Origin of the sequence: Streptomyces sp. NBC_01335, assembly GCF_035953295.1 — a bacterium.
GTDB lineage: Bacteria > Actinomycetota > Actinomycetes > Streptomycetales > Streptomycetaceae > Streptomyces.
In genome coordinates this window covers 5,662,548-5,677,715 of the sequence record NZ_CP108370.1, presented here as the reverse complement: position 1 = coordinate 5,677,715, position 15,168 = coordinate 5,662,548, and the positions used below count along the sequence as shown (strand labels likewise).

Annotated in this window: 17 protein-coding genes; 5 read left to right on the top strand and 12 right to left on the bottom strand. The window is 72.3% G+C overall.

What is annotated here, in order from left to right; translation table 11 throughout:
- Positions 1 to 3: 3 nt before the first annotated feature.
- A complete protein-coding gene (locus tag OG599_RS24570) occupies positions 4 to 543 on the bottom strand; it encodes a TIGR00730 family Rossman fold protein (RefSeq protein WP_266709401.1) in 540 nt (179 codons plus the stop codon).
- 130 nt (positions 544 to 673) lie between these two features.
- Here OG599_RS24570 and OG599_RS24565 point away from each other — a divergent pair, with 130 nt between their 5' ends.
- Both OG599_RS24565 and OG599_RS24560 read left to right on the top strand, forming a co-directional pair.
- Positions 674 to 1,009, top strand: coding sequence for a DUF427 domain-containing protein (locus OG599_RS24565; RefSeq protein WP_327178141.1), 336 nt, complete (start codon positions 674 to 676; stop codon positions 1,007 to 1,009).
- Between the two features lie 106 nt (positions 1,010 to 1,115).
- The gene (locus OG599_RS24560; RefSeq protein ID WP_327178140.1) at positions 1,116 to 1,919 is read left to right on the top strand and encodes an alpha/beta fold hydrolase; all 804 of its coding nucleotides are present in this window, start codon (positions 1,116 to 1,118) and stop codon (positions 1,917 to 1,919) included.
- A gap of 108 nt (positions 1,920 to 2,027) precedes the next feature.
- On the opposite strand, the gene mnmA is transcribed toward OG599_RS24560, so the two are convergent.
- On the bottom strand, positions 2,028 to 3,161 hold the full coding sequence (mnmA, locus tag OG599_RS24555) for a tRNA 2-thiouridine(34) synthase MnmA (protein WP_327178139.1): 1,134 nt from the start codon (positions 3,159 to 3,161) through the stop codon (positions 2,028 to 2,030).
- A 61-nt stretch (positions 3,162 to 3,222) separates the two neighbouring features.
- On the opposite strand from mnmA, the gene OG599_RS24550 reads away from it, so the two are divergent.
- Complete coding sequence (locus tag OG599_RS24550) at positions 3,223 to 3,909, top strand: N-acetylmuramoyl-L-alanine amidase (RefSeq protein WP_327178138.1); 687 nt, start codon at positions 3,223 to 3,225, stop codon at positions 3,907 to 3,909.
- Positions 3,910 to 3,932: 23 nt separating this feature from the next.
- Here OG599_RS24550 and OG599_RS24545 read toward each other — a convergent pair whose 3' ends face one another.
- The 3 genes from OG599_RS24545 to OG599_RS24535 form a co-directional block, all read right to left on the bottom strand.
- Entirely contained in the window at positions 3,933 to 5,102 is a 1,170-nt protein-coding gene (locus tag OG599_RS24545; RefSeq protein ID WP_327178137.1) for a cysteine desulfurase family protein, read from the bottom strand.
- A 13-nt stretch (positions 5,103 to 5,115) separates the two neighbouring features.
- Entirely contained in the window at positions 5,116 to 5,508 is a 393-nt protein-coding gene (locus tag OG599_RS24540; protein WP_327178136.1) for a DUF4190 domain-containing protein, read from the bottom strand.
- A 107-nt stretch (positions 5,509 to 5,615) separates the two neighbouring features.
- Positions 5,616 to 5,762 carry a hypothetical protein gene (locus OG599_RS24535; protein WP_327178135.1) on the bottom strand — a complete coding sequence of 49 codons (147 nt, stop codon included), beginning with the start codon at positions 5,760 to 5,762 and terminating at the stop codon, positions 5,616 to 5,618.
- A 114-nt stretch (positions 5,763 to 5,876) separates the two neighbouring features.
- Between OG599_RS24535 and OG599_RS24530 the strand changes: the two genes are divergently transcribed.
- The gene (locus tag OG599_RS24530) at positions 5,877 to 6,527 is read left to right on the top strand and encodes a TetR family transcriptional regulator (protein ID WP_327178134.1); all 651 of its coding nucleotides are present in this window, start codon (positions 5,877 to 5,879) and stop codon (positions 6,525 to 6,527) included.
- A 94-nt stretch (positions 6,528 to 6,621) separates the two neighbouring features.
- On the opposite strand, the gene OG599_RS24525 is transcribed toward OG599_RS24530, so the two are convergent.
- The gene (locus tag OG599_RS24525; protein WP_327178133.1) at positions 6,622 to 7,584 is read right to left on the bottom strand and encodes a zinc-binding dehydrogenase; all 963 of its coding nucleotides are present in this window, start codon (positions 7,582 to 7,584) and stop codon (positions 6,622 to 6,624) included.
- Positions 7,585 to 7,676: 92 nt separating this feature from the next.
- Between OG599_RS24525 and OG599_RS24520 the strand changes: the two genes are divergently transcribed.
- On the top strand, positions 7,677 to 8,330 hold the full coding sequence (locus OG599_RS24520; RefSeq protein ID WP_327178132.1) for a TetR/AcrR family transcriptional regulator: 654 nt from the start codon (positions 7,677 to 7,679) through the stop codon (positions 8,328 to 8,330).
- Between the two features lie 30 nt (positions 8,331 to 8,360).
- Here OG599_RS24520 and OG599_RS24515 read toward each other — a convergent pair whose 3' ends face one another.
- The 6 genes from OG599_RS24515 to OG599_RS24490 form a co-directional block, all read right to left on the bottom strand.
- Positions 8,361 to 9,821 carry an MFS transporter gene (locus tag OG599_RS24515; RefSeq protein WP_327178131.1) on the bottom strand — a complete coding sequence of 487 codons (1,461 nt, stop codon included), beginning with the start codon at positions 9,819 to 9,821 and terminating at the stop codon, positions 8,361 to 8,363.
- Between the two features lie 308 nt (positions 9,822 to 10,129).
- Entirely contained in the window at positions 10,130 to 11,056 is a 927-nt protein-coding gene (locus OG599_RS24510) for a thioesterase family protein (RefSeq protein WP_327178130.1), read from the bottom strand.
- 84 nt (positions 11,057 to 11,140) lie between these two features.
- Positions 11,141 to 11,812 (bottom strand): trimeric intracellular cation channel family protein, encoded by a 672-nt coding sequence (locus OG599_RS24505; RefSeq protein ID WP_327178129.1) that lies wholly within the window; start codon positions 11,810 to 11,812, stop codon positions 11,141 to 11,143.
- Between the two features lie 18 nt (positions 11,813 to 11,830).
- On the bottom strand, positions 11,831 to 13,060 hold the full coding sequence (locus tag OG599_RS24500) for an ABC transporter ATP-binding protein (protein WP_327178128.1): 1,230 nt from the start codon (positions 13,058 to 13,060) through the stop codon (positions 11,831 to 11,833).
- A complete protein-coding gene (locus tag OG599_RS24495; protein WP_327178127.1) occupies positions 13,057 to 14,157 on the bottom strand; it encodes an ABC transporter ATP-binding protein in 1,101 nt (366 codons plus the stop codon). The genes OG599_RS24500 and OG599_RS24495 overlap by 4 nt, the downstream gene beginning before the upstream one ends.
- Positions 14,154 to 15,161, bottom strand: a complete 1,008-nt coding sequence (locus OG599_RS24490) for an ABC transporter permease (RefSeq protein ID WP_327178126.1) — start codon at positions 15,159 to 15,161, stop codon at positions 14,154 to 14,156. The genes OG599_RS24495 and OG599_RS24490 overlap by 4 nt, the downstream gene beginning before the upstream one ends.
- Positions 15,162 to 15,168: the final 7 nt, after the last annotated feature.

Sequence of the window (15,168 nt, the reverse complement as noted above, 5' to 3'; positions counted from 1 at the left end):
GGATCAGAGCTGCCCCGCGGACTCCTCCAGGTAGGCCAGCGCGCCGACGCCGTCCTCGGCGAAGAAGACGAGATCGGTGAGGGGGACGGGCAGGAAGCCCTCCTCCTCCATCCGCAGGAACTGCTGCCGCAGGCCGTCGTAGAAGCCGTCCGCGTTGAGCAGGACCACCGGCTTGGTGTGCTTGCCGTGCTTCTTGAGCTCCAGGATCTCGGTGGCCTCGTCGAGCGTCCCCGTGCCACCGACCATGATCACGACTGCGTCGGCCTTCTCCAGCAGCAGCGCCTTGCGCTCGGCGAGGTCGCGGGCGATGACCATCTCGTCCGCGTTCGTCCGGGCCTTGTCCGCGAGGAAGTCCACGGAGACGCCGACCAGCCGGCCGCCGGTCTCCTGCACGCCGTCGGCGACCACCTTCATCAGCCCGCTCTCCGAGCCGCCCCAGACGAGGGTGTGTCCGCCGCGTCCGAGCAGCTCGGCGAATTCCCGGGCGGGGCGGGTGTAGCGGTCGTCGAGGTCGGCGGCGGAGAGAAAGACACAGATGTTCATACGGACACCGTACGACCGTGCCCCGGTCACGCCGCCCTCGCCCCGGAGGGCGGACGGGAACCGGTGCGGCGCGGGTGCGGCGCGGGTGCGGCGCGGGAAGAAATCGGGCCCGCCGCCCGCTGCACCTGACATGACTTCCGCCAAGGGACACCTCATCACCGTCGAGCCCGGCACCGACCACGTACGCGTCGTCCGCGAGGGCCAGGTGCTGGCCGAAAGCCGACGGCCGCTCGTGCTGCGCGAGACCGGCTGCCCGGTCCGCTACTACCTGCCGCCCGAGGACGTCCGTACCGAGTTGCTGACGGCCTCCGGCACCCGGACGCACTGTCCGTTCAAGGGAGATGCCTCCTACTGGTCGGTGCCCGGAGCGGACGATCTCGTCTGGGGCTACCTCGATCCGAAGCCCGAAGTGGCGGCGATCAAGGACCACTTCTGCTTCTACGAGACCGAAACCGTCGCCGACTGACCGCCAACGCCACTCGCAGGAAGGCATTTTGAGCCTCCTTCGACCGGTGAGGAAAAAGTACGCGCGGCAGCGATGAGTTCCCCGGGGGCCCGGGGTCTGCCCTCCCATGGACAGGATTCTCTCGCTGGACGGCACCCCGATCGCCTACCGCAGGCAGGGCGAAGGCGCGCCGGTGGTGCTGGTCGGGGGCGCGCTGAGCACCGCCGCGACCGAGGGCCCGCTGGCCGCGCTGCTCGCGCGCCGCTTCACCGTCGTGACGTACGACCGCCGGGGCCGGGGCGGCAGCGGGGCGGGCCCGGGCGGTCCGTACGCGGTGGCCCGGGAGATCGAGGATCTCGCGGGCGTCGTCGGGGTCGCGGACGGGCCGGTCGCGGTGTTCGGCATGTCCTCGGGCGGGGCGCTGGCGCTGGAGGCGCAGGCGGCGGGCGTGCCCATGGAGGTGCTGGCGGTCTTCGAGCCGCCCTACACCCCTGGCGAGGAGGGCCTGCGCTACAAGGCGCGGTGCACGGCGGAGCTGCGGGGGCGGCTGGCGTCCGGCGACCGGGGCGGGGCGGTGGAGCTGTTCCTGGCGCGGACGGGCGTGGCGCCGGAGACGGTGGCGCGGATGCGGCGGGCACCGCTGTGGTCCGGGCTGGAGGAGCTGGCGCACACGCTGGAGTACGACGACACCCTGCTCGGTGACGGGGCTCCCCCGCTGGAGCGGTTCGGGGCGGTCACCGCCCGCACCCTGGTCGTCAGCGGCGGGTTCAGCGCGGCCCCGGTGCGGGAGACGGCGCTGGCACTGGCCGGGGCGGTCCCCGGCGCCCGGCACCGGACGTTGAGCGGCCAGACCAGGGAGCTCGCCCCGCAGGTGCTCGCCCCGGTCCTGGCGGCCTTCTTCGCCCGCCGGGGCCTGGTCCCCCAGGCGTGAGGCGGGCTCCCCGGGCGTGAGGCGGCTCCCCAGCGGCACGAGGCGGGCCCCAGGCGTGAGGCGGGCTCCCGTGGCCGGGCGGACGGGCCGGCCACGGGACTGGTGCGTTCAGGGAGCGGTGGGGGCCGTCTCGCGCCGGACGGTGGTCGCGATGGTGGCCGAGCCGACGACCCGGGTGCCGTCGTAGAGCACGACCGCCTGGCCGGGGGCGATTCCGCGCACCGGCTCGGCGAAGGAGACGTGCAGGGTGCCGTCGACCAGCTCGGCGGTGACCTCGGTCTCGCCGCCGTGGGCGCGCAGCTGCGCGGTGTAGGTGCCGGGGCCCGCCGGGGCGGTGCCGCACCAGCGCGGCTTGATGGCGGTGAGGGCCGTGACGTCGAGGGCCTCCACCGGGCCGACCGTGACGGTGTTGTTCACCGGGGAGATGTCCAGGACGTAGCGCGGCTTCCCGTCGGGGGCCGGGTGGCCGATGCGCAGGCCCTTGCGCTGGCCGATGGTGAAGCCGAAGGCCCCGTCGTGGGTGCCGAGCTTGGCGCCCGCCTCGTCCACGATGTCGCCCTCGGCCTTGCCGCCGAGCCGGCTCGCCAGGAAGCCCTGGGTGTCGCCGTCCGCGATGAAGCAGATGTCGTGGCTGTCGGGCTTCTTGGCGACGGCCAGTCCGCGCGCCTCGGCCTCGGCGCGGATCTCTTCCTTGGTGGTGAGGGTGTCGCCGAGCGGGAACATCGCGTGCGCGAGCTGCTTCTCGTCCAGCACGCCGAGGACGTAGCTCTGGTCCTTGGCCATGTCCGAGGCGCGGTGCAGCTCGCGGCTGCCGTCGTCGTTCAGGACGACGGTGGCGTAGTGGCCGGTGCACACGGCGTCGAAGCCGAGGGCGAGCGCCTTGTCGAGCAGCGCCGCGAACTTGATCTTCTCGTTGCAGCGCAGGCAGGGGTTGGGCGTGCGCCCGGCCTCGTACTCCGCGACGAAGTCCTCCACGACGTCCTCGCGGAAGCGTTCGGCGAGGTCCCAGACGTAGAACGGGATGCCGATGACGTCCGCCGCCCGGCGGGCGTCCCGGGAGTCCTCGATGGTGCAACAGCCGCGTGCTCCGGTACGGAACGACTGCGGGTTCGCGGAGAGGGCGAGGTGCACACCGGTCACGTCGTGCCCCGCCTCGGCGGCGCGCGCGGCGGCGACGGCGGAGTCGACTCCGCCGGACATGGCGGCGAGCACGCGGAGGGGGCGCTGGGAAGTCTGAGTCATAGCCCGTCCAGAGTACGGGTCTCCTGGAACCGATCGCCCGCGGATATGCGTTGCAGCTGTCATGGGAACCACGGGAGGCAGCGGCTCGGGCCGGGACGGGACGGGGGACGGGGTGAGCCGTCGCACCCTGCTGATCGGCAGCTCGGCCATGGCCGCGGCGGTCACGGCCGCCGCTCTGGCCCGGGACGAGCTGAGGCACGCGTGGTGGCGGCTGCCGGGCGTGGAGCGGCCGCGCACCCCCGGTGAGCTGGATTACGCGGCGGCCCGCTGGACGGCCGCCTCCGAGGCGAACTGGCGTCGCGCCGACCGCCCGGACGACTACCGGATAGACCGGGTGGTCGTCCATGTCACGCAGGGCAGTCTGGCGAGCGCGGTGCGGGTCTTCCAGGATCCGGCGCACCGGGCGGCCGCGCACTACCTGGTCGGCCAGGACGGGTCGGTGACGCAGATGATCCGGGAGCTGGACGTGGCGTTCCACGCGGGCAACCGCGCGTACAACGAGCGGAGCGTGGGCATCGAGCACGAGGGGTTCGTGGACCGCCCGAAGGACTTCACGGCCGCGATGTACGCCTCCTCCGCGCGGCTGACGGCGTCGGTCTGCGGGCGGTACGGCATCCCCGTGGACCGGGAGCACGTCATCGGGCACGTGGAGGTGCCGGGGACGGACCACACCGACCCGGGCCCGTACTGGGACTGGGACCGGTACATGGAGCTGGTCCGGCGGGCGTCCTCGGCACGCGCCACCTGAGCGGAGGCCGCCTCGCCGGCCGTTCAGCTGAGTCCGGCGGTGCGGGCGCGTTCGACGGCGGGGCCGATCGCACGGGCCACGGCGGCGACGTCCTCGGCGGTCGAGGTGTGGCCGAGCGAGAAGCGCAGGGTGCCGCGCGCCAGGTCGGGGTCGGTGCCGGTGGCCAGCAGGACGTGGCTGGGCTGGGCGATCCCGGCGGTGCAGGCGGAGCCGGTGGAGCACTCGATGCCCTGGGCGTCCAGCAGCAGCAGGAGGGAGTCGCCCTCGCAGCCGGGGAAGCTGAAGTGGGCGTTGGCCGGAAGCCGGCCGCCCGGGGCGGGGTCGCCCCCGAGCACGGCGTCCGGTACGGCCTCCAGCACGGCCGCGACCAGGTCGTCGCGGAGCCCCCCGACGCGGCGGGCGAACTCCTCGCGGTGGCGGGCGGCGTGCTCCCCGGCGACGGCGAAGGCGGCGACGGCGGGCACGTCGAGGGTGCCGGACCGCACGTGCCGCTCCTGGCCCCCGCCGTGCAGTACGGGTACGGGGGTGTGGGCGCGGCCCAGCAGCAGGGCGCCGATGCCGAACGGGCCGCCGATCTTGTGCGCGCTGACCGTCATCGCGGCGAGCCCGGAGTCGGCGAAGCCGACCTCCAGCTGCCCGAAGGCCTGCACCGCGTCGGCGTGCATCGGAATCCCGGACTCGGCAGCTACGGACGCGAGTTCGCGGACCGGCATGATGGTGCCGATCTCGTTGTTGGCCCACATCACGGTGATCATCGCGACGTCGTCGGGGTCGCGGAGGATCGCCTCGCGCAGCGCCTCGGGGTGCACCCGGCCGTACCGGTCGACGGGGAGGTACTCGACGGTCGCCCCCTCGTGCTCGGCGAGCCAGTCGACCGCGTCCAGCACGGCATGGTGCTCGACCGGGCCGGCCAGCACCCGGGTGCGCCGGGGGTCGGCGTCGCGGCGGGCCCAGTACAGGCCCTTGACGGCGAGGTTGTCGGCCTCGGTGCCGCCCGAGGTGAAGACCACCTCGCTGGGGCGGGCACCGAGGGCGTCGGCGAGGGTCTCTCTGGACTCCTCGACGGTTCGGCGGGCCCGGCGCCCGGCTGCGTGCAGGGAGGACGCGTTGCCGGTCGCGGCGAGCTGCGCGGTCATCGCCGCGATCGCCTCCGGAAGCATCGGCGTGGTCGCGGCGTGGTCGAGGTAAGCCATGGTGCGTCCGATTCTACGAGCCCCAGACGACCGCCCCGTGAGCGGTGACCAACACCGCGAGGACGGCGAGGTCGGCGACGCCCAGCGCGAGCCCCAGGAAGGCCCGTCCGCGTCGCGCGGTGGACCGGGCGAGAGCGATCAGCGCCATGACGACGGCGGCCGGCCCGAACAGCAGGTTGAACACCAGCAGGCCCAGCAGCCCGAGGACGAACGAGGCTACGGCGAGGCTGTCGGCGTCCCGGACACGCTCCCGGGCTGCCGCCTTCCCGGCGGTCGCGGGCCGGGCGCCGGCAGGGGCCGCCTCCGCGGGCCGGGCTTCGGCGGTGGCGGCCTCCGGGGGCCGGGCGTCGGGGTCGATCCGGTGGCCCGGGCGCAGGACCGGGGCGACGAGCGAGGAGAGGGCCATGGTGCGAGCTCCTTCGGTCGGATGCGAATGAGTCGGATGCGAGTGCGCCGGATGCCGGCGAGCGGGATGCCCACGAGCCGACGGGAGGGGCACGGCGGCCGGGCGCGTCAGTGCGAGCGGCGCTCGCGGACCGCGAAGCCGATCAGCCAGCAGCCGATCACGGCGGCGGACGCCAGGGTCAGTGCGATCGGGAGGTGCGCGACCGTCCCGAGCACGAGCCCGAACAGGAGCAGTGCGGCGACGAGGACGAGCATGAGCGGCCTTTCTGGACGACGGCCGGAACAGTGAGAGTACGACTGTTCACTGACCATCCAGTCTAAACCCGCCTCCGCTTCCCCGAGTCGGAGAACAGTTGTTTACTGAATGGCATGAGTCACACCGCCGGAGCACGCCAGGCCCAGAAGTTGAGGACGCGTCAGGCCCTGCTGGACGCGGCCCTCCAACTCCTGGAGCACCAGAGCCTGAGCGGCCTCGGCCTGCGCGAGGTGACCCGGGGGGCCGGCGTGGCTCCGACCGCCTTCTATCGCCACTTCGAGGACACGGCCGCGCTCGGGGTGGCGCTGGTCGACCAGACGCTCGGCAGCCTGCACGGCATGATCGGCGCGGTCCTCGCCGGCACCGGGGACAGCGAGGAGCGGCTGGAGCGGAGCGTCGCGGTGATCGCGGGCCATGTCGCCGCGCGGCCCGCGCACTTCCGCTTCATCGCCCGGGAGCAGCACGGCGGGGTGACCCGGGTCCGCGCGGCCATCGCGGAGCAACTCGCCCTGTTCGCACGGGAGGTGGCCGACGCGCTGGCCGGGCAGGAGGAGTCGGCGGGGTGGAGCCGGGAGGATCTGCTGATGCTGGGCGGGCTCCACGTCGACCACATGGTGATCACCGCCTCCGCCCTGCTGGACGCGGCACCCGGCACCGAGGAGGAGGTCGTCCGGGTGGCCCGGCGGCGCCTGCGGCTGATCACTCTGGGGCGCCGCCACTGGCTGGACGACCCGGCCCCCGGCCTCCCCGGGCCGAAGGTGTGAACCCGGACCGCACGCCGCGAGCGGGGCGACGGCTACGCCCTCAACCGGTGTCGCGGCACCGGGCAATCCGCACGCCCGGCGCGGATGCCTTCGGCTACGGGGTCAGCACGATCCGGCCGAAGACCTCGCCCGCGTCCATCTTCCGGTGCGCCGTCACGGCCGCTTCCAGGGGCAGCACTTCGTGCACCACCGTCTCGATCTCGCCCCGTCCCGCCGCGGCGAACTGCTCGCTCCGCACGGTATGCCGGTCGGCTCCGGTGACCGTGGCCGCGCTGAAAGCGGCGAAGGACATCGACTTCTGGAACGCCGCCATGATCTTCGTACCGAAGTCCGCCGGTGGCTGGCCGGCGACAGCGCCCACGGCCACCATGCGGCCGTTCGGGTTGAGCCGGTCGAAGAAGGACGGCATGTCCGGGCCGGCGACCACGTCGATGACGACGTCGTACCCGGCGGGAGCTCCCTCCCCTCCTTCGCCGGAGCGGTCCAGCACGTGGGTCGCGCCGAGACGGCGCAGCCGCTCGCCCCGCTCGTCCGAGGAGGTGGTGACCGCCACCGCGGCGGCGCCGCGGCGAGCGGCGAGTTGCACGGCCATGATCCCGATGCTGCCGGCCGCACCGCGCACCAGGACGGTCTCCCCGGGAGCGAAGTGGGCGTGCCGGAGCCCGAAGTGGGCCACCACTCCGGCGCTGCCGAGAGTCACCGCGTCGACCGCGGACAGGCTCGCGGGCAGGGGAACGATCTCCTCGACAGGGGCGAGTGCCTGCTCGACGTAGCCTCCGCCGGTGCCGGTGGAGGCCCAGACCCGCTCGCCGATCCACGAGGCGTCGACGCCGTCACCGACCACGGTCACGGTGCCCGCCACCTCGCCGCCCGGGACGTGGCCCTCCTCGAAGCCGTAGGCGGCCAGAGCCCCGCTCCGGATCACGGTGTCGACACCGCCCACGCCCACGGCCTCGGTGGCGATCACCACCTGCCCGGCAGCGGGTACGGGAGGCGGCAGGTCGACCACGGCCAGTCCCTCCGGGCCTCCGAACCTCTGGATCACTATGGCCTTCAACGCCGTCTCCCCGCTCCCGTACCGACCGTGCCGACCTCTGTTCTCGGACCGACGCTAACGGACGCCCCCGTCCGTTTGGCTAAAGTGAGAGCATGGCCGACCGTTTGCCTCACACCCTGCGTTCCGACGCGCTGGACAACCGCGAGCGCGTCCTCGACGCGGCCCGGGCACTCTTCTCCGCCGACGGCCTGGACGTGCCGTTGCGGGAGATCGCGCGGCGCGCGGGGGTCGGACCGGCCACGCTGTACCGCCATTTCCCGACCAAGCAGGCACTGGCCACCGAGGCCTTCGCGGACCAGCTGCGCGCGTGCCGCACCATCGTCGACGAGGGGTGCGCCGATCCCGATCCGTGGCGTGGCCTCTGCCTGGTGATCGAGAAGATCTGCGAACTGCACGCGCGGGACCGGGGTTTCGGTGATGCCTTCCTGTCGGCCTTCCCGGGGGCGCCGGACCTCGCGGGCCGCGCGTACACGGTGGAAGCGGTCGCCGGACTGGCCCGGCGGGCCAAGGACGCGGGGCGTCTGCGGTCCGACTTCGTCCTGGACGACCTCGTCCTCTTCCTCATGGCCAACAAGGGGATCCGCGCGAGATCGGCCGACACCCAGGTCGCGGCCTCCCGGCGCTTCGCGGCCCTGGCGATCCAGGCGCTGGCGGCCGGCCCTCGGCACGGACCGCTGCCACCGGCGGCCCGGCTGCTGTCCGACGCACCGGACGGCGCACCGGACGACGCACCGGACGACGCCTGATCCTGGCCGAGCGGTGTCCACGCTCGACCGTCAGGGGGCTTCACTCGCCGAGAGCGGGGTGGCGATGTCCTCCAGCGACTTTTGCTCGGCGGGCACCGCGAAGAACACCGCGACCAGCCCGGCGATCACCATCAGCCCCGCCCCGATGCAGAACGCGAGGACCGCGTCCCCCACGACCCCGCTGGCCGTGAGCCCGGAGAAGATCAGGGGCCCGGAGATGCCGCCCGCGGCCGTACCGATGGCGTAGAAGAAGGCGATCGCCATCGCCCGGGTCTCCATCGGGAAGATCTCGCTGACCGTCAGATAGGCCGAACTCGCCCCGGCCGAGGCGAAGAACAGCACCACGCACCAGCAGACGGTCATGGTGGTGGCGGTGAGCACCCCGGCGCCGAACAGCGCGGCGGTGCCGAAGAGCAGCGCGCCGGAGAGGATGTAGGTCCCCGCGATCATCGGGCGGCGGCCCCAGGTGTCGAAGAGCCGGCCGAGCAGCAGCGGGCCGAGGAAGTTGCCGAAGGCGATGACGGCGAAGAAGTACCCGGTCGTCCCGCTGGAGACGTCGAAGAACTTCACCAGGATCGAGCCGAACCCGAAGGTGATGGCGTTGTACAGGAACGCCTGGCCGATGAAGAGCGAGAAGCCGAGCGTCGCGCGCTTCGGGTAGTCGCGGAAGAGGGTGCGGGCGATCTCCACGAAGCCGATGCTGCGCCGCTGTTCGATGGTGATCGCGGTCCCGGCCTCCGGGAGCGGGCGGCCCTTCTCCTCCTCGATCGCCTTCTCCGCCTCGTCGACGATGCGTTCGGCGCCTTCGGAGTGACCGTGGATGAACATCCACCGGGGGCTCTCGGGTACGTGCCGGCGGACCAGCAGGATGACCAGGCCGAGGACCACACCGAGGGCGAAGGTGAGCCGCCAGCCGATGTTCTTCGGGAAGATGTCGGTGTTCAGCGCGAGTACGGAGAGCAGCGCGCCGCCCATCGCGCCCAGCCAGTAGCTGCCGTTGATGATCAGGTCGACGCGGCCCCGGTACTTGCTCGGGATCAGCTCGTCGATGGCGGAGTTGATGGCCGCGTACTCGCCGCCGATGCCGAAGCCGGTGAGGAAGCGGAAGAGGAAGAACCACCAGACGGAGAAGGAGACGGCGGTCAGCGCGGTGGCGGCGAGGTAGACCGCGAGGGTGACCAGGAACAGCTTCTTGCGGCCGAAGCGGTCGGTGAGCCAGCCGAAGAAGAGGGCGCCGGAACACGCCCCGGCGACGTAGAGGGCCGCCGCGAGCCCGGTGACCTGGGCGTCGGTGATCGGCAGTCCGCTGCCGTCCTCGGAGAGGCGGCTGGCGATGTTCCCGACGACGGTCACTTCCAGACCGTCCAGGATCCAGACCGTCCCGAGGCCGATCACGATCATCCAGTGCCATCGTGACCAGGGCAGTCGGTCCAGGCGGGCCGGGACCTTCGTGGTGATGGTCCCGAGACCCGTTCCGTCGCTGTGGCTCATGGGCATTGCCTCCCTGGGGTGCGGCTCCGTCGGCCCGCCGCTCGGCGCTGAGTCCGGGTACCCGGCGGCCGTCGGGAGCAAACGGCACGTCAGGGCCGGTGCCGGTCACCGCCGCTCCCCCGGGCGCCGGTCCGGCGGCAGGCCGTGTCCGAGGGGCAGGCCCGGCCCCGGACAGCACAGGACCCGTCCGGCGGTCCACCGGACGGGTCGGGAAGCGGGTCGGAAATGGGTCGGGAAACGGGTCGGAGAGCGGGTCGGGAAGGCGCCGCGGATCGAACGCCAGGGATCGCGCTCCGTGGGCCGCGGGCTCAGCCCCGCGGTGCCCGGGCGAGCTGGCGGGACTGGGCGACGAGCCGGTCCGCGCTGTCCCAGACCTCGGCGTCCTCCTCCAGGAAGCCGCCCGCGAGGTTGCGGGTGGTGATGGCGACGCGCAGCGGGCCCGGGGCCGGGCGGCAGCGGACGTGGACGGTGAGTTCGACGGTGGGGGTCCACCCCTTGAGACCCAGCTCGAACGAGGTCGGCGGCAGCGCGTCGACGGCGAGCAGTACGGAGAGCGGGTCCGGGTCGCGGCCGTCCGCCAGGCCGAACCAGCCGCGCATCTCGCCCTTGCCGGACGGCTTGCCGAGGGCCCAGCCGACCGTCGCGGGGTCGAGCCGGATGTCGAGCCGCTCGGTGATGGCGGAGCTGCCGGGGATCACGTCGCCGCCCGCTTCGGTGCCGAGGCACTGGTCGAGCGGCGGGATCGCCGGCGGGAGGGCGGTGGTGCGGACCTCGTCGGTGAGGGCGTCGAGGTCGCCGTAGGTGGCGAGCACCCGGATGCGGGCGACCTCGCTGCCGTCCTCGTCCTGCTGGTAGAGGGTCGCCTGGCCGGTGGAGAGGGTGCGCCCGGCGCGGACGACCTCGGTACGGACGACGGCGGGGCCGGGTACGGAGGCGGTGAGGTAGTGCGCGGTGACCGAGAACGGGTCGGGGTGCGGGAGCGCGTCGCCGAGGGCACGGCCGAGGAGGGCCAGCAGATAGCCGCCGTTGACCGCGTGGATGATGGTCCACCCCGCGGAGAGCTCCGCGTCGTAGACGCCTTCCTCGCGCCGGACGACCGCGGTGTCCCGGTCGAACTCGCTCTCCCCGACGGCCGCCCGTACGAGGGTCGCCGGTCCCTGGGGCGCCCGTTCCGAGGTCGCCCGCTCCGAGGTCGTCTGCCCGGTCGGTACCGGGTGCGCTGCTGCCTGTGCCATGCCAGCACGCTACACCCGAGCGTTACTGAGCGGTAGCTTTTTTCGGGTTCGGGCAGACTCCCGCGCGGGAGCCGGGCCCGGCCCTCAGGTGGCCGCCGCCCCCTCCTCGCCGCTCGCCGATCGGCGGTTGTACGCGCGCGGTGCCCGCCAGTGGAACCGCATCGCCAGCAGCCGCAGGGCGGACCCGGTGACGACCGCGAAGCCGGTGGACCAGCCGTTCAGGGCGTCGAACTGGATGCAGAGCGCGACCATCGAGGCCCCGACGAGCGCCGGCACCGCGTACAGGTCGCGGTCCCAGCGCAGCAGCGAGGGCACCTCGTTGGCCAGGACGTCCCGCAGGACACCGCCGCCGACCGCCGTGGCGAGCCCGAGCGCGACGGAGGCGGTCAGCCCGAGCCCGTAGTCGTACGCCTTGATCGTGCCGCTCACGGCGAAGAGGCCGAGTCCCGCCGCGTCGAAGACGTTGACGCCGACCTGGATGCGTTCGACGTGCGGGTGGAGGAAGAAGACCAGGACGGCCGCGATCAGCGGGGTGAGGAAGTAGCCGAGGTCGGTGAAGGCGGCCGGCGGCACCGCCCCGATGATCACGTCACGGAAGAGCCCTCCGCCCAGCGCGGTCACCTCGGCGAGAACGGCGATGCCGAAGACATCGAAGTTCTTGCGTACGGCGAGCAGAGCGCCGGAGATCGCGAAGAAGAAGATCCCGACGACATCGAGCGCGTGCTGGACGGAGGGCGTGAACAGTTCGGTGAGCACCGGCCAATTGTGCCGGTCCTACCCCTTCGGGCCGTCCTCCGCGGCCTCGGCGTCCCCGGGCGCCTTCGGAGTACCGGTGTCCCCGGCGGGTGCCTGCGGAGCCTTCGGCGCGTCCGTCTCCGGCTCCGTGCCCTTCGGCGTGGTGGCCACGATCGCCTCGCGCGCCTGCGGCAGTACGGTCTCGCCGGGAGCCTGGTCCGGCGCGTTCTCCGGGTGGTGGCAGGCGACCTGGTGTCCGGTCTTCAGCGTGATCAGCGGCGGTTCCACCGTGGTGCACGCCTCCGTCGCCTTCCAGCAGCGGGTGTGGAAGCGGCAGCCGCTCGGCGGCGAGATCGGCGAGGGCACGTCGCCCTTGAGCAGGATGCGCTCGCTCCTGGCCGCCCGGCGCTTCGGGTCCGGTACGGGCACCGCGGAGAGCAGCGCCTTGGTGTACGGGTGCATCGGCGCCTTGTAGAGCGAGTCGCGGTCGGCCAGCTCCACGATCTTGCCGAGGTACATGACCGCGATCCGGTCGGAGACGTGCCGGACCACCGAGAGGTCGTGGGCGATGATGACGTAGGTGAGACCCAGCTCGTTCTGCAGGTCGTCGAGGAGGTTGACGACCTGCGCCTGGATCGACACGTCGAGCGCCGAGACCGGCTCGTCCGCCACCACGAGCTTCGGGTTGAGCGCGAGCGCGCGGGCGATCCCGATGCGCTGGCGCTGGCCGCCGGAGAACTCGTGCGGATAGCGGTTGAAGTGCTCGGGGCTCAGGCCCACCAGTTGCAGGAGGTCCTGGACCTTCTTCTTCACCCCGCCCTCGGGCGTCACGCCCTGGAGCCTGAACGGCGCCGAGACGATGGAGCCGATGGTGTGGCGCGGGTTGAGGGAGCCGTACGGGTCCTGGAAGATCATCTGGATGTCGCGGCGCAGCGGCCGCATCGCACCGGTCTTCAGGTCCGTGATGTCCCGGCCGTCGAACTCGATCCTCCCGCCGGTCGGTTCGATCAGCTTGGTGATCACCCGGCCCATGGTCGACTTGCCGCAGCCGGACTCGCCGACGACGCCCAGGGTCTCCCCCTTGCGGACCTCGAAGTCGAGGCCGTCGACGGCCTTCACCGCCGCCACCTGCCGCTGCAGGATGCCCTTCTTGATCGGGAAGTGCTTGACCAGGCCCTCGACCTTGAGCAGCACCTCCCGGTCCTCGGCCGCCTTCGCCTGCCGCGGGAGCCCGGCCCCGGCCGTGTCCGTCTTCGTCGTCTCACTCACAGCTTCGGCGCAATCTCTTCGGTCCAGATCCGCGTGCGGTCCTCCGTCGGGAGGTGGCAGGCGGAGAAGTGCCCGCTGCCGACCACCTGGAGGTCGGGGCGCTCGGTACGGGTGATGCCGCCCTTGGGGATGTCCGCGTAGGGGCAGCGCGGGTGGAACGCGCAGCCCGTCGGGACGTTGATGAGGCTCGGCGGCTGGCCCTTGACGGGGACGAGACGCTCGGTCTGCTCCCGGTCGATGCGCGGCATCGAACCGAGCAGACCCCAGGTGTACGGGTGCTGGGGCTGGGAGAAGATCGCGTCCACCGGTCCGCGCTCCACGCACCGGCCGCCGTACATCACGAGGACCTGGTCGGCGATCTCGGCGACGACGCCGAGGTCGTGCGTGATGAGGACGACCGCGGAGTCGAACTCCTTCTGCAGGTCGCGGATGAGGTCGAGGATCTGCGCCTGCACGGTGACGTCGAGCGCGGTGGTGGGCTCGTCGGCGATGAGCAGCTGCGGGTTGTTGGCGAGCGCCATCGCGATCATCGCGCGCTGGCGCATGCCGCCGGAGAACTCGTGCGGGTAGCTGTCGACGCGCTTGGCCGGCTCGGGGATGCCTACCCGGTCCAGCAGGTCGACGGCCCGCTTGCGCGCCACCTTCCTGGTCACGTCGTTGTGGACGCGGTACGCCTCCACGATCTGGTTGCCGACCGTGTAGTACGGGTGCATCGCGGAGAGCGGGTCCTGGAAGATCATCGCCATGTCGCGGCCGCGCAGCCGGCGGACCTCGTTCGGGGCGGCGCCGATCAGCTCCTTGCCGTCCAGCCAGATCTCACCGCTCATCCGCACGTTCTTGCCCCGGGCGCCGAGCCGGTGCAGGCCCATGATGGCCAGGGAGGTCACGGACTTGCCGGAGCCGGACTCGCCCACGATGGAGAGGGTCTGGCCCCTCTCCAGGCGGAAGCTGAGCCCGTCGACGGACTTGACCAGGCCGTCGTCGGTCGGGAAGTGCACCTTGAGGTCGCGCACTTCGAGGAAGGCGGTCGGTGCCGCCGATCCGGCCGCGGGCACCGGGTCGCCCACTGCGGCGCCGGTCTTGGACAGTTCGGTCACGAGAGCCTCACCCGCGGGTCGGCGGCGGCGTAGAGAAGGTCCACCAGGAGATTGCAGAGCACGACGAAGAACGCGGCGAGCAGGGTCACGCCGAGGACCGGCGGCAGGTCGTTGTCGGTGATGGCCTGCACCGCGTACTCGCCGATGCCGTGCAGGGAGAACACCCGCTCGGTGATCAGCGCGCCGCCGAGGAGCAGGCCGAGGTCCATGCCGAAGACGGTGATGATCGGGGTGAGCGCGGCGCGCAGGCCGTGCCGGGTGACCACCGCACGCTCGGACAGGCCCTTGGAGCGGGCCGTGCGGATGAAGTCCTCGTTCATCGTCTCCAGCATCCCCGAACGGGTGAGCCGGGCGTAGACGGCGGAGTACAGGAGCGCCAGTGAACACCAGGCCGGAATGAGGGTGTTGGCCCACTGCGCCGGGTTCTCGGTGATCGGGACGTACGTCCGGCCGAAGATCGGCCACTGGTAGGTGAAGAGCAGCAGTGCCAGCTGGCCGGTGAAGAACATGGGCAGCGAGACACCCGCGAGGGCGACACCCATGAAGGTGCGGTCGAAGAACGAGCCCGGCTTCAGCGCGGAGACCACTCCGACCGTGACGCCGGAGACCAGCCAGATCACCGCCGCGCCCGCGGCGAGCGACAGCGTCACCGGAAGACGCGAGGTGAGCTCCGGCCAGACCTCGATGTGGTTCTTGAAGGAGTAGCCGAAGCACGGCGCGCCGCAGTGCGCCGTGGTGGGGCCGAGGTCGTAGGTGGCGCCGCTGACGATCCCCTTGATGAAGTGCCAGTACTGGAGGTAGACGGGCTGGTCCAGGCCGAGGTTGTGCTTGACCGCCGCGATGTCCGCGGCCGTGGGGCTCTTGCCGATGTACTGCTGCGCCAGCTGGTCGGGGGTCTGGCCGGCGAGCCTGGGCAGCAGGAAGAAGATGCCAAAGGTGACCGCCGTGACGACCAGCAGCAGGACCACTGCCGCGACCGTCCGGCGGAGGATGTACGAGATCACGGGGATC